The 19745-nt window shown below is 67.3% G+C and carries 18 protein-coding genes and 1 tRNA gene; 4 read left to right on the top strand and 15 right to left on the bottom strand.

The features are described 5' to 3' along the window. Window positions 1–2: 2 nt before the first annotated feature. From L880_RS0112655 to L880_RS0112610, 10 genes are all read right to left on the bottom strand, one after another. Window positions 3–1967: a site-specific DNA-methyltransferase gene (locus L880_RS0112655; protein ID WP_027475991.1), complete on the bottom strand. Its 1965-nt coding sequence runs from the start codon at window positions 1965–1967 to the stop codon at window positions 3–5. Beyond that, window positions 1964–2218, bottom strand: coding sequence for a helix-turn-helix domain-containing protein (locus tag L880_RS32330; RefSeq protein WP_051443276.1), 255 nt, complete (start codon window positions 2216–2218; stop codon window positions 1964–1966). The genes L880_RS0112655 and L880_RS32330 overlap by 4 nt, the downstream gene beginning before the upstream one ends. 199 nt (window positions 2219–2417) lie before the next feature. Further along, window positions 2418–2508 (bottom strand) — tRNA-Ser (locus L880_RS0112645). Window positions 2509–2654: 146 nt separating this feature from the next. Continuing rightward, a complete protein-coding gene (locus tag L880_RS0112640) occupies window positions 2655–2879 on the bottom strand; it encodes a YbdD/YjiX family protein (protein ID WP_051443275.1) in 225 nt (74 codons plus the stop codon). After that, window positions 2876–4942 (bottom strand): carbon starvation CstA family protein, encoded by a 2067-nt coding sequence (locus L880_RS0112635; RefSeq protein ID WP_027475989.1) that lies wholly within the window; start codon window positions 4940–4942, stop codon window positions 2876–2878. The genes L880_RS0112640 and L880_RS0112635 overlap by 4 nt, the downstream gene beginning before the upstream one ends. Window positions 4943–5101: 159 nt before the next feature. Further along, window positions 5102–6271 (bottom strand): acyl-CoA dehydrogenase family protein, encoded by a 1170-nt coding sequence (locus tag L880_RS0112630; protein WP_027475988.1) that lies wholly within the window; start codon window positions 6269–6271, stop codon window positions 5102–5104. Window positions 6272–6531: 260 nt separating this feature from the next. After that, a complete protein-coding gene (locus tag L880_RS0112625; RefSeq protein ID WP_027475987.1) occupies window positions 6532–7158 on the bottom strand; it encodes a response regulator transcription factor in 627 nt (208 codons plus the stop codon). Then, on the bottom strand, window positions 7155–8594 hold the full coding sequence (locus tag L880_RS0112620; RefSeq protein ID WP_051443274.1) for a cache domain-containing protein: 1440 nt from the start codon (window positions 8592–8594) through the stop codon (window positions 7155–7157). The genes L880_RS0112625 and L880_RS0112620 overlap by 4 nt, the downstream gene beginning before the upstream one ends. A gap of 34 nt (window positions 8595–8628) precedes the next feature. After that, window positions 8629–9939: a serine--tRNA ligase gene (gene serS / locus L880_RS0112615; protein WP_027475985.1), complete on the bottom strand. Its 1311-nt coding sequence runs from the start codon at window positions 9937–9939 to the stop codon at window positions 8629–8631. Between the two features lie 46 nt (window positions 9940–9985). Next, on the bottom strand, window positions 9986–10930 hold the full coding sequence (locus tag L880_RS0112610) for a threonine/serine dehydratase (RefSeq protein WP_027475984.1): 945 nt from the start codon (window positions 10928–10930) through the stop codon (window positions 9986–9988). 102 nt (window positions 10931–11032) lie between these two features. Between L880_RS0112610 and L880_RS0112605 the strand changes: the two genes are divergently transcribed. Next, window positions 11033–11710, top strand: coding sequence for a CBS domain-containing protein (locus L880_RS0112605; protein WP_027475983.1), 678 nt, complete (start codon window positions 11033–11035; stop codon window positions 11708–11710). A gap of 25 nt (window positions 11711–11735) precedes the next feature. On the opposite strand, the gene ispH is transcribed toward L880_RS0112605, so the two are convergent. Next, window positions 11736–12692, bottom strand: a complete 957-nt coding sequence (gene ispH / locus L880_RS0112600) for a 4-hydroxy-3-methylbut-2-enyl diphosphate reductase (protein WP_027475982.1) — start codon at window positions 12690–12692, stop codon at window positions 11736–11738. Beyond that, on the bottom strand, window positions 12692–13153 hold the full coding sequence (locus L880_RS0112595) for an FKBP-type peptidyl-prolyl cis-trans isomerase (protein WP_019573972.1): 462 nt from the start codon (window positions 13151–13153) through the stop codon (window positions 12692–12694). The genes ispH and L880_RS0112595 overlap by 1 nt, the downstream gene beginning before the upstream one ends. A 177-nt stretch (window positions 13154–13330) precedes the next feature. On the opposite strand from L880_RS0112595, the gene radC reads away from it, so the two are divergent. Genes radC through L880_RS0112580 form a run of 3 tightly spaced genes read left to right on the top strand, consistent with a single transcriptional unit; the run spans window position 13331 to window position 16141 of the window. Continuing rightward, window positions 13331–14008: a RadC family protein gene (gene radC, locus L880_RS0112590; protein WP_027475981.1), complete on the top strand. Its 678-nt coding sequence runs from the start codon at window positions 13331–13333 to the stop codon at window positions 14006–14008. Next, window positions 14008–14706: a Smr/MutS family protein gene (locus tag L880_RS0112585; RefSeq protein WP_027475980.1), complete on the top strand. Its 699-nt coding sequence runs from the start codon at window positions 14008–14010 to the stop codon at window positions 14704–14706. Before radC ends, L880_RS0112585 begins: the two co-directional genes overlap by 1 nt. Window positions 14707–14764: 58 nt before the next feature. After that, window positions 14765–16141, top strand: coding sequence for an amidase family protein (locus L880_RS0112580; protein ID WP_027475979.1), 1377 nt, complete (start codon window positions 14765–14767; stop codon window positions 16139–16141). 13 nt (window positions 16142–16154) lie between these two features. Here L880_RS0112580 and L880_RS0112575 read toward each other — a convergent pair whose 3' ends face one another. Genes L880_RS0112575 through L880_RS0112565 form a run of 3 tightly spaced genes read right to left on the bottom strand, consistent with a single transcriptional unit; the run spans window position 16155 to window position 19689 of the window. Next, complete coding sequence (locus tag L880_RS0112575) at window positions 16155–16655, bottom strand: GNAT family N-acetyltransferase (protein ID WP_027475978.1); 501 nt, start codon at window positions 16653–16655, stop codon at window positions 16155–16157. 34 nt (window positions 16656–16689) lie between these two features. After that, entirely contained in the window at window positions 16690–17109 is a 420-nt protein-coding gene (locus tag L880_RS0112570; RefSeq protein ID WP_027475977.1) for a group II truncated hemoglobin, read from the bottom strand. A 60-nt stretch (window positions 17110–17169) separates the two neighbouring features. Next, window positions 17170–19689, bottom strand: a complete 2520-nt coding sequence (locus tag L880_RS0112565) for an ABC transporter permease (RefSeq protein ID WP_027475976.1) — start codon at window positions 19687–19689, stop codon at window positions 17170–17172. Window positions 19690–19745: the final 56 nt, after the last annotated feature.

Raw genomic sequence — 19745 nt, 5'->3', positions numbered from 1 at the left:
CCTCACAAGCAGGTGAACCGAATGCCCGCGTCGCGGCATTGCAGGTCAAGGTTGGTCTTGAGCATGTCCGAGTCCTCGAACACCCCGTCGATAGCGATGACCTCGCGGGGTTTCATGGCAACCAGCGGCACGATCATGGCCTCAGTGAACGACTCCAAAACGAAGAGCATCTTGGGATCATGAATGGCGAACACTCGGCCGCCCGCGACTTGAAGTGTTTCAACGGGCGTGGTCAGTTCCTGGCCAAATTTCAGCAACAGCTCGTAGAGCATGTCTTCAACCGCTGCACCGTCTTTTTCAGACTTGGTGAACAGCTTCATTTGCTCGGCCAATTGTTCGGGGGTATCGATTCCATCGCCGCGCCATTGTTTGAAGTTTGAAGGTGCGAGGCGGAAAGATTTCATTCCGCTGGAGTCAGAGGTAGTCGTGGAATGCAATCCCGTACCACCCTGCTCCACTCGGCGCCGCATCCGTTCTCTCGCAATGTCCGCGATAGATTCAAAACCAGCCGCCCGAATGGCATCTGAATCAACTGGCTCCGGAAGCTGCACAAGAAGTGCACGGCGATTACCGCCGTCTCGATGATTCAGATCCATCACTGCATGCGCTGTTGTTGCTGATCCAGCAAAAAAATCCAAAACAATGCAATTTTCGTCAGCAGCATCAGTTGCCATTTCTACGAATTGACGAATTACCTCATCGTCCTTCGGATAGGAAAAATATGCTCCTCCTAAAAATTTATCGAGGCGTTCAGATGCAGATCGCGCGGGTTGATAGAAGACGCTTTGAGGGGTTGCATAGTCGGTCTCATGCAAATAACGTCGCACCATTACACTAGTGGGAGTAATGAAGCTGATCCGACCCTCTCGGACCATTTCATTAAACTCGTCTTGATCAAAGGCCCAACCTCGATTGGGGCGCAATGGAATAACTGTATTGTTGCGTGGGTCACGTAACTCATATTTTCGCCCCCCTGGCGCAGTCGGATCGTCCTCTTTGTAAGCACCAATTCGATCTACATACCTAAAACGGCGAAGTGCGAAAGAAGGTTTCGCTTTATTTGCGCGAAACCAAGCGGCCAGCTCTTGTGAAGCAGCCTCGTAGTTGTTGCCATGCACTTTCTTTAGCCGAGCAACCTCCTTGAGAACGGGGGCGACGCCGTCTTTTGACAACTTCCATGTCTTTGGTACGTTAAGTTGAGACCGTGCAAAAACTAGTACATACTCATGATCGGTGCCAATTTGATCGGCTGTATTCTTTGTCGCACCCTCCCAAATCATTTGCGCGATGAAATTCTCCTCACCAAACACCTCATTCATCAAACACCGCAGGTTATGCACCTCGTTGTCATCACAAGAAACAAAAATCACCCCGTCCTCACGCAACAAGTTACGTGCAATATAGAGGCGCGGCAACATCATCGACAACCAATTGCTGTGATAGTGCCCGCTTTCCTTGCTGTTCTTGCGAAAGAAACCCTCGCGCATCAAAGTGCCATCATCGGCCAGGTCATTGATGCGTTTGAGGTAATCCTCTTTGCTTTCCTGAAAACGGTCGGGGTAAATGAAACTGTCTGACCCGGTGTTGTAAGGCGGGTCGATATAAATCAGCTTGACCTTGCCGAAATAAGCCTTTTGCAAGACCTTGAGCACCTCCAGGTTCTCGCCCTCAATGAACACATGCTGCGCCTGGTCGAAGTTCACCGACTTGTCGCGCTCAGGCCGCAGCGTGGCGGTGGACGGGGTTTGCAGCACTTTGTAGGCGTCGGCCTTGCCCGCCCAGGTGAGCGCGTAGCGTTCGCTGCCTTCGTTCACATGGGCCTCACCCAGCGCACGCTTGAGTGCGGCTGGGTTCAGCTTGCCCTCCGAAAATGCCCCCGGAATGAGGTCGGCCAGCTTGGCGCGCAGTTCGTCTGCGGGATTCGGGCTGGCGGCCAAGTCGGCAGGGGTGGGGTTCTGGTCACTCATTTTTTGTCCTGTGTCTTGTCGGCGGCTGTTGCAGCCAAGGGTGCGGCAGCCTGGCCGCCTGTTTGGGCGGCCATCCAGCGGTGCGGCTCGGGGCGGCGAAAGCGCCAAGTGCCGCCCTGCTTGAAGGCCGGTATCTGGCCCTGCTGGGCCAGGCGGCAAGCGGTCTTCTTGCCTGCCTTCAGCTTGCCTGCCTTCAGGTAAGCGGCCACCTCATCCAGCGTGAGGATTTCGTCTGCATCTGGCTCCGTCATGCTGGACTGCCCTGTGGTTGGCAAAGAGGGGTTAGGCGTGCCTAAGATGGGCCAATTCTGCCATCCAGAAGATGGCAGAGAACGCGTTTTTACAGCCGATTTAGCTGGCGCTGATAACGCAAGCAGCTTGCAAAGTCTGTTTCCGCCAGACAAAGAAAAACGGCCTGTGCTACTTTTCAGTAGCAACAGACCGTTGTCTTGGAGGAGAGAGAGGGATTCGAACCCTCGATACAGCATAACTGTATATCGGATTTCGAGTCCGACGCATTCGACCACTCTGCCATCTCTCCGTGGTCCCGAAACTTTCAATGCCAGCTTGGCTGGCTTTGAAAGCCGCTCTGCGCGAGACCGCAGAGCTGAATTTTTTGACATCCGGCTGGCTGCCGTTTGTCGAGCCTCGAATTCTAGCAGGGTTTTTTGGCCCTTTTGAAAAATCTCAGCAACAACGCCCCATGCGCCCTTTGCCGCCACCGTAGCGGGCCTCCTGGCGCTCGCGGAAGAAGGCCTCGTAGCTCATCACCGGCTCGCCGGGATGGGTGCGCTGGCGGTGGGCCACGTAGGTGTCGTAGCTGGGCTGGCCCACCATCAGGCGAAACGACTGGGCGATGTAGCGCCCGGCCTCCAGCAAGGGGTTGGCGGCGGGCACAGGGTGGGTTGTCATGCCCGCGCCTCGGCCGGCAGGGGCTGGTAGGGCACTTCGCGGGTCTGGTCCTTGGCCTGGCCGCGGGCACGCAGGCAGGCGCGCACGCTGTAGACCAGGGTGCTCAGCACCACGGCCATGAACAGCACGCACAGGCCGGCGTCCAGGCGGTCGTTGAACACCACACGGGCCATGGCGGCCGCGCTCTTGGCCGGGGCCAGCACCTGGCCTTGGGCCAGGGCGTCGGCGTAGCGGTTGGCGTGGGCCAGAAAGCCCACCTTCACATCGGCCGAGAAGATCTTCAACCAACCTGCCGACAGGGTGCAGGCCAGCAACCAGGCGGCCGGCAGCGCCGTCACCCAGGCGTAGCGCTCGCGCTTCATGTTGAACAGCACCACGGTGCCCAGCATCAGGGCCACGGCGGCCAGCATCTGGTTGGAGATGCCGAACAGCGGCCACAGGGTGTTGATGCCGCCCAGCGGGTCTTGCACGCCCTGGTACACAAAATAGCCCCAGGCCGCCACGGTCAGGCCGGTGGCCAGCAGGTTGGCGCCCAGCGATTCGGTGCGCTTGAGCGCGGGCACAAAGGTGCCCAGCAGGTCTTGCAGCATGAAGCGCCCGGCGCGGGTGCCGGCGTCCACCGCGGTCAGGATGAACAGGGCTTCGAACAGGATGGCGAAGTGGTACCAGAAGGCCATCATGGCCTGACCGCCCACGGCCTGGTGCAGGATGTGGGCCATGCCCACGGCCAGGGTGGGTGCACCACCGGCCCGCGCCAGGATGGTGTTCTCGCCCACGTCCTTGGCAGTCTGGATCAGCACGTCGGGGGTGATCACAAAGCCCCAGGTGGAGATGGTCTGGGCCACCGCCTCGGGCGTGTTGCCGACCAGGGCGGCCGGGCTGTTCATGGCGAAGTAGATGCCGGGGTCGATCACCGAGGCCGCGGCCAGGGCCATCACAGCCACAAAGGACTCGGCCAGCATGCCGCCGTAACCGATGAAGCGGGCCTGGGTTTCGTTCTCCAGCATCTTGGGCGTGGTGCCCGACGAGATCAGCGCATGGAAGCCCGACACCGCGCCGCAGGCGATGGTGATGAACAGGAAGGGGAACAGGTCACCCGCCCAGACCGGGCCATTGCCCTGGGCAAACTGGGTGATCGAGGGCATGGCCAGCGTGGGGTTGACCACCACGATGCCCACGGCCAGCGCCAGGATGGTGCCGATCTTCAGGAAGGTCGACAGGTAGTCGCGCGGGGCCAGCAGCATCCAAACCGGCAGCACCGAGGCCACAAAGCCGTAGCCGATCAGGATCCAGGTCAGCGCCTCGGGGCTGAAGTCGAAATACGGCCCCCACACGGGGCTCTCGAACACGGCCTGGCCGCCCACGATGGCCGCCATCAGCAGCACAAAGCCGATCACCGACACCTCGCCGATGTGGCCCGGGCGCAGGTAGCGCACGTAAAAGCCCATGAACAGCGCCACCGGCACGGTGGCCATCACGGTGAAGGTGCCCCAGGGCGAATGCGCCAGGGCCTTCACCACGATCAGCGCCAGCACGGCCAGGATGATGATCATGATCATGAAGGCGCCGAACAGCGCGATCACGCCGGGCACGTTGCCCATCTCCTGCTTGACCATCTCGCCCAGCGAGCGGCCATCGCGCCGGGTCGAGATGAACAGCACGATGAAGTCCTGCACCGCACCGGCCAGCACCACGCCTGCCAAGATCCACAACAGGCCGGGCAGGTAGCCCATCTGCGCGGCCAGCACCGGGCCCACCAGGGGGCCGGCGCCGGCAATGGCGGCAAAGTGGTGGCCGAACAGCACGTACTTGTGGGTGGGCACAAAGTCCAGCCCGTCGTTGTGGCGCCAGGCCGGGGTGTTGCGCGTGGCGTCCAGGCCCAGCACCTTGTTGGCGATGAACAGGCTGTAGTAGCGGTAGGCGATCAGGTAGACACAGATCGCGGCCATCACCAGCCAGGTGGCGCTGACGGCTTCGCCGCGGCTCAGGGCCAGGGTGGCCAGGCCCCAGGTGCCGAGCAAGGCCACGGCCAGCCACGGCAGGTGGCGTTTCAAGAATTCCATGCAGGTCTCCGTTGTGTGAGAAGGCCGGCGCCGCCCCTGCTGGGGCACGGCGCCGCGGTGCGGCCATTGTCAAGAGCGGGTCGTGCCGCCGCATCCGTCGCACCACGTGGGGGCGCACGCGGCAACACCTAATGGAAAACCCTGATCAAACCGTCAGGATCACAGACGCCCCTGCTGTGCCTCGAAGGCCGCCAGCGTGCGTTTGGCGATGTTCAGTTGGTGGATCTGGCTGGTGCCCTCATAGAGCCGGAACAGGCGCACGTCGCGGTAGAAACGCTCGACCGGGTGACCGTGGATGTAGCCGCTGCCGCCCAGCATCTGCACACAGCGGTCGGCCACCCGGCCACACATCTCCGAGGCAAAGTACTTGCAGACCGAGGCCTGCAGGCTCACGTCTTCGCCCTCATCGCGCTGGCGGGCGGTTTGCAGGATCAGGGCTCGTGCCGCCTGGATGTCGGTCTGGCAATCGGCGATCAGGGCCTGCACCAGCTGAAACTGCGCCACCGGCTGGCCGAACTGGTGGCGCTGTGTGGTCCAGCGCATGGCCTCCTCCAGCATGCGGATGGCCGGGCCGGTGCACAGGGCGGCCAGGTGGATGCGCTGTTTGTTGAGCACCTTCATGGCGGTCTTGAAGCCCTGCCCTTCGCGCCCCCCGATCAGGTTCGCGGCCGGCACCCGGCACTGGTCAAAGTGCACCTCGGACACCGGGGAGCCCGCCTGCCCCATTTTTTTGTAGGGCTGCCCGGTCTGCAGACCGGGTGTGTCGCGCTCGACCAGAAAGGCCGAGATGCCCTGGGCGCCCGCCTGCTCGGGGTCGGTGCGGGCCAGCACCGTGAACAGGCCGGCCAGCGGCGCATTGGTGATGAAACACTTGGTGCCGTTCAGGAGGTAGTCGCTGCCGTCGCGCTCGGCCCGGGTGCGCAGGGCCGTGGCATCCGAGCCGGCCTCGGGTTCGGTCAGGGCGAAAGCGCCCGTGATCTCGCCGCTGGCCAGGCGGGGCAGGTAGCGGGCCTTCTGCTCGGGCGTGCCGTCGGCCACCAGGGCCTCGGAGCCGATGCCGGTGTTGGTGCCCACCCGGGCCCGGAAGGCCACCGAGGCCTGCGACAGCGCCATGGCGGCCAGCACCAGCTCTTCGGTCGTCATACCCTGGCCGCCCCATTCCTCGGGAATGGACCAGCCGAAATAGCCCAGGCTCGCCAACTCGGCCACCAGCTGCGGGGGCACTTCATCGCGGGCCTCCACCTCGGCCTCGCTCGGGATCAGGCGCTCACGCACATGGCGCTCGATGGATTGCAGGGCTTGGGAAAACGCTTGGGGGTCTCGGATCATGCTGTCTCCGTTCTTGCGGCGCTCCGAAGGGAGGCCATCGACAAGAGCCTAGAGCGCGAAACCTCGGTGCTCCCACGTGGCGGCACCAGATCGAACAGAGACCGCCAGAAGCGCCCTTCGGCACGATCAAGGGCGCCTGTCACCGGCCTGTCACCGCCCCATCACCGCCCCATCACCTCCCCATCACCTCCCCATCACCCGCTCCTGCGCGCCCACGCCCGCGTCAATTTCAGCGCTGAAACCCGGTCTCAGGCCCCGCCTCACTGCCCGCCCGCATGCTCCACCGCGTACTTGATCAGCTCGGCCTGGCCCTCGATGCCGAGCTTGCGCTTGATGCTCTGGCGGTGCGCCTCGACGGTGCGAAAGCTCAGGCCCAGGCGGGCCGCCATCTGCTTGCTGGATTCGCCGCGGCCCAGGGCGCTCAGCACCTCGGCCTCGCGCGGCGACAGCAGGGGCTTGGGCTGGTCGTTGCGGAACAGCCGGCCCGACACGCCCGGGCTCAGAAAGGTGGCGCCGCTCATCACCACGCCAATGGCGGCCACGATCTCGTCGGCCGGCGCGTCCTTCAGCAGGTAGCCGCTGGCCCCGGCCTGCAGGGCGCGCTGCACGAATTCGGGGTTGTCATACATGCTGAACATCAGCACCTTGAGGCGCGGCCAGCGCGCCAGCACCTGGGCCGTCAGCTCGAGGCCATTGACCGGCTTCATGCCGATGTCCATCAGCACCAGGTGGATGTCGTGCCGGACCAGGCTTTGCAGGGCCTCGGTGGCCGAGCCGGCCTCGTCGACCACCTTGAACTGTGCCACATGGCTCAGGCGGGCGCGCAGGCCCTCACGCACCATGGGGTGGTCGTCCACCAGCAGCAGGCGCACTTCCGATTCGCTCATCCTTCAGACTCCTGATTCAAACCTGGGGCAGCCCCGGGGCCCAGGGGCACCTGGGCATCGAGCTGGGTGCCCTGCCCTGGCGCGCTCAAGAACTCCACCGAGCCACCCACCGCGGCCATGCGCTCGCGGATGTTGCGCAGCCCGATGCCCTGCTGCGGATCGTGGTGCAGGCGCTCGGCCTCGAAGCCCTGCCCGTCGTCGCTGATCTGCAGGTGCAGCGTGGGGCCCTCGCCGGGGCTGCCGGTGTCGGCCAGCAGGCTCAGTTGCACCTGGCTGGCGGCCGCGTGCTTGGCCACATTGGCCAGGGCCTCCTGCGCCACCCGGAACAGCGCCGTCTTGATCTCTTCGCCCAGTTCGGGCACCTGGGGGCCCACAAAGACCTGCGCGGCCACGCCGCTGGCCTCGCTCCATTCGGCCACCAACTGCTCCAGCGCGGCCGGCAGGCCCAGGCGGTCGAGCATGGCGGGGCGCAGGCGGTGCGACAGGCGCCGGATCTCGGTCAGGCTGTCGCCCAGGCGGGCCAGGGCCTGGCGCAGGCTGTGCTCGGGCGGCGGCCCACCGTGCTGCACCGTGTGCAGGGCGGATTCGAGCAGCAGCTTGGTCGACACCAGGGTCTGGCTGCTGCCGTCGTGCAGTTCACGGGCCAGGCGGGCGCGCTCGTCTTCTTGTGAACGCACCAGGCGCTGGGCCAGCAGGCGCAGCTTCTGGTCGGCGATGCGCTGCTCGCTGAGGTTCAGCCACAGGCCGCTCACGCTCAGGCACAGCAGGGCCAGGCCGGCGATGCCCAGCATCCACCACAAGGTGGCGCTGATGTTGCTGCGCACCTGCTGGTCCAGCTGGGTCAGGGTGTCGTCCATGTCGTCCAGGTACAGGCCCGTGCCCAGCATCAGGTGCCAGCGCGGCAGGGCCACCACATAGCCCAGCTTGGGCACCATCTTGCCGCTGGAGGGCTTTTGCCACAGGTACTCCACGTAGCCGCCACCCTGGCGGGCCTGGGCGATCAGCTGCTGGATGGTGGGCTGGCCCCGGGGGTCGCGCAGGTTCCACAGGTTGCGCCCCAGCAGCTCGGGCTGGCGCGAGTGCATGAGCACTTCACCATCGAGGTCGTACACGAAGAAGTAGCCGTCGCTGCCGTAGTCGAGAGAGGCCAGGCGCTGGATCGCCTGCTGGCGCGTGGCCGGGTCGGTCTGCCCGCTGTCGTACAGGGGGCGCACCGTGCTGACAGCCAAATCCACGTAGTGGCGCAGCTCCACCCGGCGCGCGTTCATGTAGGTCTGCAGCACCAGCACGCGCTCGCGCTCGGCGAGCTCGTGGTCCTGGTGGGCCACGGTCAGTGCCATCAGGCCCAGCGCCCCCAGCAGGGGCAGCAGGGCCAGCAGCACGAACTTGGCGCGCAGGCGGCGCGCGGGTGACCAGCCGCCCAGGCGAAACATCATGCGCTCAACCGGGCGGCGCCTGGGTGGGCCAGGCTCAGGGCTTGAGCACCGTCAGGCCGCCCATGTAGGGGCGCAGCACTTCGGGCACGGTGATGCTGCCGTCGGCCTGCTGGTTGTTCTCCAGCACGGCCACCAGGGTGCGGCCCACGGCCAGGCCCGAGCCGTTCAGAGTGTGCACCAGCTCGTTCTTGCCTTGGGCGTTCTTGAAGCGGGCCTGCAGGCGGCGCGCCTGGAAGGCTTCGCAGTTCGACACCGAGCTGATCTCGCGGTAGGTGTTCTGCGCCGGCAGCCACACTTCCAGGTCATAGGTCTTGGCCGAGCCAAAACCCATGTCGCCGGTGCACAGCGCCATCACACGGTAGGGCAGGCCCAGCTTCTGCAGAATGGCCTCGGCATGGCCGGTCATGGCCTCCAGGGCTTCGTAGCTGCGCTCGGGGTGCACGATCTGCACCATCTCGACCTTGTCGAACTGGTGCTGGCGGATCATGCCGCGGGTGTCGCGCCCATAGCTGCCGGCTTCGGAGCGGAAGCACGGGGTGTGGGCCGTGAGCTTGATCGGCAGCTCGCCCTCGGCCAGCACCACGTCGCGCACAAAATTGGTCAGCGGCACTTCGCTGGTCGGGATCAGGTAGAGCGCGGCGTGGTCGGGCACGGGTTCGCCGTCCTGACCGCCCTTCTTGGCGGCAAACAGATCGCCTTCGAACTTGGGCAGTTGGCCCGTGCCCTTGAGCGAATCAGTGTTCACGGCGTAGGGCACATAGCATTCGGTGTAGCCGTGCTCTTGCGTCTGCACATCGAGCATGAACTGCGACAGCGCACGGTGCAGGCGGGCGATCTGCCCCTTCATCACGGTGAAGCGCGAGCCCGAGAGCTTGACACCCATGTCAAAGTCCAGGCCCAGGGGTTCGCCCAGATCGACGTGGTCTTTCACCTCGAAGTCGTACTGGCCCGGCGTGCCCCAGCGGCGCACCTCGACGTTGCCAGACTCGTCCGAGCCCACCGGCACCGACTCGTGCGGCAGGTTGGGCACGGCCATCAGCAGGTGGTTGAGTTCGGGCTGCAGGGCCTCCAGGCGGGCGGCCGAGGTGTCGAGCTCGGTCTTGATGGCGGCCACGGCGGCCATGATGTCGTCCACGCTCTCGCCCTTGGACTTGCGCTGGCCGATCTGCTTGGACAGCGTGTTGCGCTGGGCCTGCAGCTCTTCGGTGCGGGTCTGCAGGGTCTTGCGCTCGGCCTCCAGGGTGCGGAAGGCGTCCACATTCAGGTAGGCCTGGGGCTTTTTGCGGGTTTCAAGGCGGGCGACGACCGAATCGAGGTCTTTGCGCAGGGAATTGATGTCTAGCATGGGGCGATTTTAACGAGGGGTCTCAGGGCGGTTCCGGTGGCGCGCTTCAGGCCAGGGTGGCGGGGTCGAAATTGGCGCCACACAGCACCAGGCACACCTTCTCGCCGGGGGCCGGCACATAGGCGCCCGACTGCAGGGCCGCCAGGCCCAGCGCGGCGGCCGGCTCGACCGCCAGCTTGAACTCGCTCCACAGGGTTTTGCGGGCCTTGGCAATGGCGTCGTCGCCCAGCAGCAGGGCCTGGCCCACCTGGGCCTGCGTCACCTGCCAGCCGATGGCCCCGATGCGCCGCGCGCCCAGCGAGTCGGCCGCAATGCCCGACACGGCCACGTCCACGGGCTGACCGGCCTCGCGGGCGCGGAACAGGGTGGGCGCGCCTTCGGGCTCCAGGGCCACCACACGGGCGCGTTGCTCGAACCAGGCGGCCATGCCGCCGATCAGGCCGCCGCCGCCCACACTCACCAGCACGCTGTCGGGCAGGCCGGCCTCGGCCTCGATCTCACGCGCCAGGGTGCCGGCACCGGCCACCACCTCGGGCTGGTCGTAGGCATGGGTGATCAGGGCCCCGCTGACCTGCTGGCGCGCCATGCAGGCCTCGAAGGCCTCGGCATAGGTGGCGCCCACCACCTGCACCTGGGCGCCCAGTTCGCGCAGCTTCTGGCGCTTGGCTTCAGGGGAGACCTCGGGCACGAACACCTCGCAGGGCACGCCCAGGGCGCGGGCCGCCGCCGCAGTGGCAATGCCGGCATTGCCGCCCGAGGCCACGATCACCCCGCTGGCCGGGATGGGCTGGGCCAGCAGGCGGTTCAACATGCCACGGGCCTTGAAACTGCCGCTGACCTGCAGGTGCTCCAGCTTGAGCCAGACCTCGGCCGCGGCCACCCCCAGGGTGGCACCGGGCAGTCGCCACAGCGGTGTGGCACGCAAAAAACCTTGGGGGCCCTGCTGTTGCAGGCGGGCCGAAGCGGCCTCAATGTCGGAACGCAAGATCATGGCGCAGGCAATCGTCGCAAAATACGAAGCTCGCAGTGTATCCAGCCCTGATTGTCAGGGCGGCCCCACCGCTGACCCCCACGGGCGGCTCCGGAGAAGCGCATGTTCTACGTTTTTGGTCTGGGTGGCCCCATCTACCGGGGCACGATGGAAAACTTGGCCGATCTGAGCCCGGTGCGCGCCTTGTCGGCCACGCGCGCCTTGCACCGCAGCGATGCCCTGCACCGCGATGCCTTCGAGCTGCCGCCCGCCACCCCACGCCCGCCGGCCAACGCCCTGCACACCCGGCGCAACGACGCCATGGCCACCTACGCCGATGCCCAGCAGGCCAAGCCCCCGACGCGCCAGCCGCTGGACCGGGTGCAGGACGTGATGAGCCGCGAGGTGTTCAGCGTGTCACCCGAGCTCACCGTGGCCGAGGCCTGGGAGGCACTGGCCGCACGCGGCGTGGGCCAGGCCCCGGTGCTGGATGCCCAAGGCCTGCTGATCGGGCTGCTGCTGCGCGCCGACATGATGCCGCCGGTGCTGATGCCCGCCCCCAGCGCCACCGGCATCTCGGCCTGGCAGCTGGCCCAGAAAAGCGTGCGCGACATCATGCTCACCCCCGTGCCCGCCGTGGCCGGCGACACCTCGCTGCGCCGCGCGGCCCGGGTGCTGCTGGACATGGGCCTGCCCGGCCTGCCCGTGACCCAGGACGACGGCCACGTGATCGGCTTCCTGTCGCGCGCCGACATCCTGCGCGCCGTGGTGGCCGACCCGCCGCTGGATCTGTGGACCTGAGCCCTGCGGCTCAGGTCCAACATCCTCAAGCGTCGAGTTTCAGACCCTTGGGCAGCGGAAACTTCAGCGTTTCCTCGATGCCATCCATCTTGCGCACCGCCACGGCCCCGAAGGCGCGCAGACGCTCGATCACCTGCTCCACCAGCAGTTCGGGCGCCGACGCGCCAGCCGTCAGGCCCACGCGGGCCTTGCCCTCGAACCAGGCGGCTTGCAGTTCGGCGGCGCTGTCCACCATGTAGGCGGGCGTGCCCAGCTTTTCGGCCAGCTCGCGCAGGCGGTTGCTGTTGGAGCTGGTCGGGCTGCCCACCACGATCACGATGTCCACCTTCGGGCTGAGGATCTTCACCGCGTCCTGGCGGTTTTGCGTGGCGTAGCAGATGTCCTGCTGCTTGGGCTCGCGCACCTTGGGAAAGCGCTGGCGCACGGCCTCGGCGATCTCGGCGGCGTCGTCCACGCTCAGCGTGGTCTGGGTCACCACGGCCAGCTTATCGGTCTGCCCGGGCTGCACGCGGGCCACATCGGCCACGTCTTCCACCAGATGGATGCCGTGGTCCAACTGGCCCATGGTGCCCTCCACCTCGGGGTGGCCCTTGTGGCCGATCATGATGAACTCATATCCCTCGCGCGCCAGCTTGGCCACCTCGACGTGCACCTTGGTCACCAGCGGGCAGGTGGCATCGAAGATCGAAAAACCGCGCGCCCGGGCTTCTTCCTGCACCGCCCGGCTCACGCCGTGGGCGCTGAACACCAGGGTGGCGCCCGGGGGCACATCGTCGAGCTCTTCGATGAAGATCGCACCCTTGTTCTTGAGGTCGTTCACCACATAGGTGTTGTGCACGATCTCGTGGCGCACATAGATCGGCGCCCCGAACTTCTGCAGCGCACGCTCCACGATCTCGATGGCCCGGTCCACGCCGGCACAAAAGCCGCGCGGCTCGGCCAGGGTGATTTCGGACAGGGAGGTGGCGGGGGCGCTGCTCATCACAAAACACCAATCAGTTGCACTTCAAAGGTGACCGGCTGGCCGGCCAGCGGGTGGTTGAAATCGAACAGCACCGCGTCATCGCTCAGCTGCTGCACCGCGCCGGCATAGCTGCCGGTGCCGTCGGGCGTGGGGAACTGCACCACATCGCCCACGTCGTACTGCTCGTCCGGGTCGCCAAACTGGGCCAGCAGCTTGCGCGCCACCCATTGCAGCATGTCGGGGTTGCGCTCGCCAAAGGCCTCGCCGGCCGGGATCTCGAACTGGGTGCGGGTGCCCTCGGCCAGGCCGATCAACCGCTGCTCCACCGCAGGCGACAACTCGCCCGAGCCCAGCGACAAGGTGGCGGGTTTGTCGTCGAAAGTATTGATGATGTCCCCTGCCGGCCCGGCCAGGCGGTAATGCAGGGTCAGGAAGGAAGACGGCTGAACGACAGATGCTTGAGAGGGCGTTGTTGACATGGAAGTCCCGATAAACTGGCCGCCATTGTAAAAAACCAGCCAGAGCCCCTTTGAGCCCGGGGCTCTATGCCCCCAGCTTTCGCTTCATTTCAGCTTCTTTTTTGCGTCCTTTTCGCTTCTTTTTCGGCCCGCCCCACCTTTCCCGCGCTTCAGCCCCCCTTCTCCGCCACACCCCCCATGAGCCCGCTGAACCTGCCCCCCGAAGCCCGCCCACGCGAGAAGCTGATCGCGCGCGGCGCCGCCTCGCTCAGCGACGCCGAGCTGCTGGCCCTGCTGCTGCGCACCGGCCTGGCCGGCAAAAGCGTGCTGATGCTGGCGCAAGAGCTGCTCGACGCCTTTGGCGGCATGGCCGGCCTGCTGCAGGCCAAACTGGACGACCTGAAACGCATCAAGGGCCTGGGCGGCACCGCCAAGCGGGCCGAACTCAGCGCCGTGCTCGAACTGGCCCGCCGCGCCCTGGCCCAGCAGCTGAGCGAGCGCGCCGTGTTCGACTCGCCCGATGCCGTGCGCCGCTACCTGCAGCTGCACCTGGCCCACAAGGGGCATGAGGTGTTTGCCGTGCTGTTTCTGGACAGCCAGAACCGGCTGCTGGCCTTTGAAGAGCTGTTTCGCGGCACGATCAACCAGACCTCGGTCTACCCGCGTGAGGTGGTGCTGCGCGCCCTGCACCACCAGGCCGGCGCCGTGGTGCTGGCGCACAACCACCCCAGCGGCCAGGTGCAGCCCTCGGCCGCCGACCAGGCCCTCACCCAGCACCTGAAGGCCGCCCTGGGCCTGATCGATGTGCGCGTGCTCGACCACCTGATCGTGGCGCCCGGCCAGGCCTTGTCGATGGCCGAAGAAGGGCTGCTGTGATGCGATCGCCTCAGCCCCATCACCCGGCTGCCTCCACCAGCGCCCCCCCGGCCGCCCTGGTGCTGCACTCGCTGCAAGACCTGAAGCAGCTGCAAAAACGCCTGGCCCAGCAACGCGCCGAGGCCGAAGCCCTGGAGCGCGCCCGCCGCGAGGCCGCCGCCCGCGAGCAGGCCCGGCACCGCCTGTTCGAGCTGGCCGTGGGCCCGGTGATCCCGCTGCGCCACCATGGCCGCGTGCTGCTGCAAAACGACCCGCCGGCGCCCGTCCCCTACCAGCACCAGCTCGACGAGCAACGTGTGCTGCTCGAATCCATCAGCGACGACTTCGACGTCAGCACCCTGCTCGACACCGACGACGCGCTGAGCTTTCGCCGCCCCGGCATCAGCGTCGAGGTCACGCGCAAGCTGCGCCGCGGGGTCTGGAGCATCCAGCGCCAGCTCGATCTGCACGGCCTGCGCACCGACGAAGCGCGCGAGGCGCTGGGCCAGTTCATCCGCGAAGCCCACAAGATCGGCCTGCGCTGTGTGCGCGTGGTGCACGGCAAGGGCCTGGGCTCGCCCGGCAAAAGCCCGGTGCTCAAGGGCCGGGTGCAAAGCTGGCTGGTGCAGAAGAACGAGGTGCTGGCCTTTGTGCAGGCCCGGCCGGCCGAAGGCGGGGCCGGCGCGCTGGTGGTGCTGCTGCGACCGTCACCGGGTTGACACGAGCCAGGCCAGGGGCTCGGGCCACAATGGCGAGACCTATTTCACAGGCCCCGCCATGACCTCACTGCCCTCCTCGCCCGCTGACGCCCTGCTCGACCTCGATGCCCGCACCCAGGTGGCCGCGCTGGCAAGTGGCCAATGCAGCGCCCTGGCCCTGTGCGAGGCCGCCATCGCCCGCATCGAAGCGCAAGATGGCGCCATCAACGCCGTGGTGGTGCGCGACTTCGAGCAGGCCCGCCGCCAGGCCCGTGCCGCCGACGAGGCCCTGGCGCGTGGTGAACGCCAGCCCCTGCTGGGCCTGCCCATGACGGTGAAAGAATCCTTCAACCTGGCTGGCCAACCCACCACCTGGGGTTTTGAGTTTGCCCGCCAGCACCGGGCCGAGCGCGACGCCCTGGCCGTGACCCGGCTCAAGGCTGCGGGCGCCGTGATCCTGGGCAAGACCAATGTGCCGGTGGGCCTGGGCGACTGGCAATCCGCCAACCCGATCTACGGCCGCACCCGCAACCCACTGGACCTGAGCCGCACGCCGGGCGGCTCGTCGGGCGGTGGCGCCGCCGCGCTGGCGGCGCGCTTTGTGGCCCTGGAGCTGGGCTCGGACATCGGTGGCTCGATCCGGGTGCCGGCGCACTTCTGCGGCGTGTACGGCCACAAGCCCAGCCTGGGCCTGCTGCCGGCGCGCGGCCATGATTTTCCGGGCCTGGGCAGCGGGGCCCCCAATGAGTTGGCCGTGATCGGCCCGCTGGCGCGCAGCGTGGACGACCTGGAACTGGCCCTGAGCGTGCTGGCCGGCCCCGAGGCCCCACAGTCACGGGCCTACACCCTGCAACTGCCCCCCGCGCGCGACATGGCGCAGGCACGCTGCCTGCTGCTCGACCAGCACCCGGGCCTGCCCGTGTCGCAAGACACCCAGGCCGCCTTGCAGGCGGTGGCCGACACCCTGCAGGCCGGCGGCTGCACCGTGTTGCGCAGCAGCGAACGCCTGCCCAACCTGCAGACGGCCCACCAGATCTATGCCGGCCTGCTCAACACTTTCATGACCCGCGGCCAGCCGGGTGCCACGTCCATCAGCGCCCACGAATGGCTGACCCTGCTGGACCGCCGCGCCGGCCTGCAACAGCAGTGGCAGGCCTTGTTCGAACAGGTCGACGTGGTGCTCACCCCCGTGCTGGGCTGCACCGCCTACCCGCACATCGACCCCATGGACTGGGCCAGCGCCACAGTGCAGATGGACGGCCAGGCCCAACCCCTGGGGCCGCAGGTCTTCTGGCCCGGCATCGCCACCGTGGCCGGCCTGCCCGCCACCAGCGCCCCGGTGGGCCGCGACCGCGACGGTCTGCGCATCGGCCTGCAGGTGATCGGCCCGATGTTCGAAGACCTCACGCCGCTGGCCCTGGTGCGGCGGCTGGAGGCGCTGCGCGCCCAGGCTTGATTCAGGGGAAAGTTCAGACCGGCTGCCCCAGCCGCGTCAAGGCTTCGCCCGTGACACGGCAGATGCGCCAGTCGGGCATCACGGTGGCGCCCATGGCCTGGTAGAAATCGATCGCGCTCTGGTTCCAGTCCAGCACCGACCACTCGAAACGCCCGCAGCCGCGCTGCACGGCCAGCTCGGCCAGGGCCTTGAGCAAGGCCTTGCCCACGCCCCGCCCACGCGCCTCGGGGCGCACAAACAGGTCTTCGAGGTACAGGCCGCGCTGGGCCAGAAAGGTCGAGTAGTTGTGAAAGAACAGCGCAAAGCCCTGTACCTGGCCATCGAGCTCGGCCAGCAGCACTTCGGCGGCGGGGTGGGCGCCGAACAAGGTGTCGGCCAGCTTCTCAGGCGTGGCCACCACGCGGTCCAGCAGGTTCTCGTACTCGGCCAGGCCCCGGATCAAGCCCAGGATGGTGTCGACATCGGCCTGGGTGGCGGGGCGCAGGCGCACGGAGGAAGAAGTGGTTTCGGTCATGGCCGCGTATGTTACGCACCCAGGCCCGAGGCGTTCAGATGCCCTTGTTGCGCATCCAGTCGGCCGTGCCGAAAAAGCTCTCCTTGAGGCGAGTCCGCAAGTCCTCAGGCACGCCCGTCTCGCCCATGGCCTGGTCCATGCAGGCCACCCACTGGTCGCGCTCCTTGATGCCGATCGGGAAAGGCAGGTGCCGCGCCCGCAGCATGGGGTGGCCAAAGCGGTCGGTGTAATACGAAGGGCCGCCCAGCCAGCCGCACAGAAACCAGAACAGGCGCTGGCGCGCATTCGACAGGTCGGGGCCGTGCGCGGCGCGCAGGTCGTGGTAGCCGGGCTCCAGGTCCATCAGATCATAAAAGCGCTCGGTCAGCGCCAACACGCGCTCTTCACCGCCGATCCATTCGAAGGGGGTGGCGGGGGCGGGGTTGGTCGTTTGCGGGGTGTCATCGGTGCTCATAGGCCACCATTGTCGCTTCCGTAAACCGCGGCTTGCGGCTCAACACCGCCCAGGCCGGCCTCACGCCGCGGCCCGCCGCAGCGTCTCCACCACCGGCCGGCGCAGCACCTCGCGCAGGCCCCACCAGCCGGCGGCCAGGGCCAGCACGGCACCGGCGGCGGCGCCGCCCAGCAGCACCCAGGGTGAGACCGTCCAGGGGAAATCGAACACGAAGTGCGCCAGGCCCCAGCCCACGCCGGCCGCCACCGCACTGGCCAGAAAGCCGGCCAGCAGACCCACGCCCAGCAATTCGGCGCCCTGCACCTGGCGCAGCAGACGGCTGCTGGCCCCCACGGCGCGCATGATGGCGAACTCGCGGGCGCGCTCTTCGCGGGTGGCGGTGACGGCGGCAAACAGCACCACCAGGCCGGCGGCCAGGGTGAAGCCGAACAGGAACTCCACCGCCTGCACCACCTGGTCGAGCACGCGCTGGATCTGGTTGAGCGTGCTGCTCATGTCCACATTGGTGATGTTCGGAAACTGCCGCACCAGGCCATTGTCAAAGCCGCGCTGGGCCGGGGCCCGGAAGGCCGCCAGGTAGGTGACGGGCACATCGGGCAGGCTGGCCACGGGGTAGATGACGAAGAAGTTGGCATGCAGCGAGCCCCAGTCCACCTTGCGCAGCGAGGTGATGCGCGATTCGGTCTGCACGCCGCCGATGTCGAAACGCAGCTGGTCGCCGAGCTTCAGGCCCAGGGTCTGGGCAATGCCTTCTTCCACGCTCACCGCGCCGGCCTCCTCGGGCGTCCAGCGGCCTGCCACCACCGGGTTGTGCGGGGGGCGTTCGGCGCTGTTGGAGAGGTTGAACTCGCGGTCGACCAGGCGCTTGGCCCGCTCGCTGGGGTAGTCCTCGGGCTTGACGGGCTGGCCGTTGATGCTCACCAGGCGGCCCCGGATCATGGGGTACCAATCGAACTGGCCCACCCCGGCCTGGCGCAGCGCGGCCTGAAAATCAGCCGCCTGCTCGGGCAGCACATTGATCACGAAGCGGTTGGGCGCGTCGGGTGGCGTGGCCTGGCGCCAGCTGCTGATGAGGTCGGTGCGCAGCAGCACCAGCAGCACCAGGGCCAGCAGGCCCACCGCCAGGGCGCTGACCTGCACCACCGCATAGGCCGGGCGGGCCGACACCTGGCGGGTGGCCAGCACCAGCCAGCGCGGCGCGGTGCTCTCGTTGACGCTGCGGCGCAAGGCCTGCACGGCCAGCCAGCTCAGGCCGGCAAACAGCAGCACGGCGCCGGCAAAGCCGCCCACGGCGATCAGGCCCAGCAGGCGGTCGCTGCTGACGGCCATCAGCAAGGCCGCAAAGCCCGCCACGCCCAGGCCCAGCACCAGCAACGAGGCCGGCTTGAGCCCGCCCAGGTCGCGCCGGATCACGCGCAGCGGCGGCACCTGCGCCAGTTGCAGCACCGGCGGCAGACCGAAGGCCACCAACAGGGTCAGGCCCATGCCCAGGCCCAGCAGCGCGGGCCAGGCCGTGGCGGCCGGCAGGGCCGCGTCCACCAGGCCCGCCAGCAGGGCCACAAAGGCGTAGTGCACCGCATAGCCCAGCACCACACCGAGCAGGCTGGCGGCCGCGCCGGCCAGCACGAACTCGAAGGCATAGGCCAGCGCGATGGTGCGCTGGCTTTGCCCCAGCACCCGCAGCATGGCGCAATCGTCCAGGTGGCTGCCGGCAAAGCCGCGTGCGGCCAGGGCCACGGCCACGGCACTCAGCAAGGCGGCCAGCAAGGCCACCAGGTTGAGGAATTTCTCGGCCCGGTCCAGGGTCTGGCGCATCTCGGGGCGGCCGCTGTCCAGCGACTCGATGCGGGCGCCACGCAGGCCGCTGCGTTTCATCTCGGCCTCGGCCCAGTCGGTGAAGGCCTTGACGGCCGGGCCCTCGCCAGCCACCGCCAGGCGGTGGTTGATGCGGCTGGCGGGCTGCACCAGGCGGGTGGCCGCCAGGTCGGATTCGCGCACCATGACCCGTGGGGCAAAGTTCATGAAGCCGGCGCCGCGGTCGGGCTCCAGCACCAGCACGCGCGCAATGCGCAGGCGGCTGTCGCCCAGCAGCAGGGGGTCGCCCAGGTGCAGGTCCAGCGATTCGAGCACCGCCGCATCCACCCACACCTCGCCGGGCCCCGGCACCTCGCGCGTGGGCTCACCAGCGCCGTCGGCCGTGGTCGACACCAGCAACTGGCCGCGCAGCGGGTAGCCCGGGCTGACCGCCTTCAGGGCCACCAGGCGGCTGGCACCGCCTTGCTCATCGGGCGCGCGCCCCATGGTCGGAAAGGTCTGGGTGGCCCCCACCTGCAGGCCCAGGGCCCGCGCCCGCTCGGCAAAGGCGGCCGGGGCCGGGTTGTCGCTGGCCAGCACCGCGTCGCCGCCCAGCAGTTGGCGGGCATCGCGCTGCAGCCCTCCTTTGAGCCGGTCCGAAAAAAACCCCACCGCACTCAGGGCCGCCACCGCCAGGGTCACGGCCACGATCAACAGGCGCAGCTCACCGGCGCGCAGGTCACGCCACAGGGTGCGCCACCCCAGACTGAAAAATGAAGGCTTCATGCGCGTCACCATAGCGCAAAGCTGTGTCAGCCGTGGCAGGGTGTGGGCAAGACCGG

The sequence above is a fragment of the Curvibacter gracilis ATCC BAA-807 genome, assembly GCF_000518645.1.
GTDB classification, from domain to species: domain Bacteria; phylum Pseudomonadota; class Gammaproteobacteria; order Burkholderiales; family Burkholderiaceae_C; genus Curvibacter; species Curvibacter gracilis.
The sequence above is the reverse complement of the archived record's forward strand: the minus strand, read 5'-3'. Positions and strand labels throughout refer to the sequence as shown.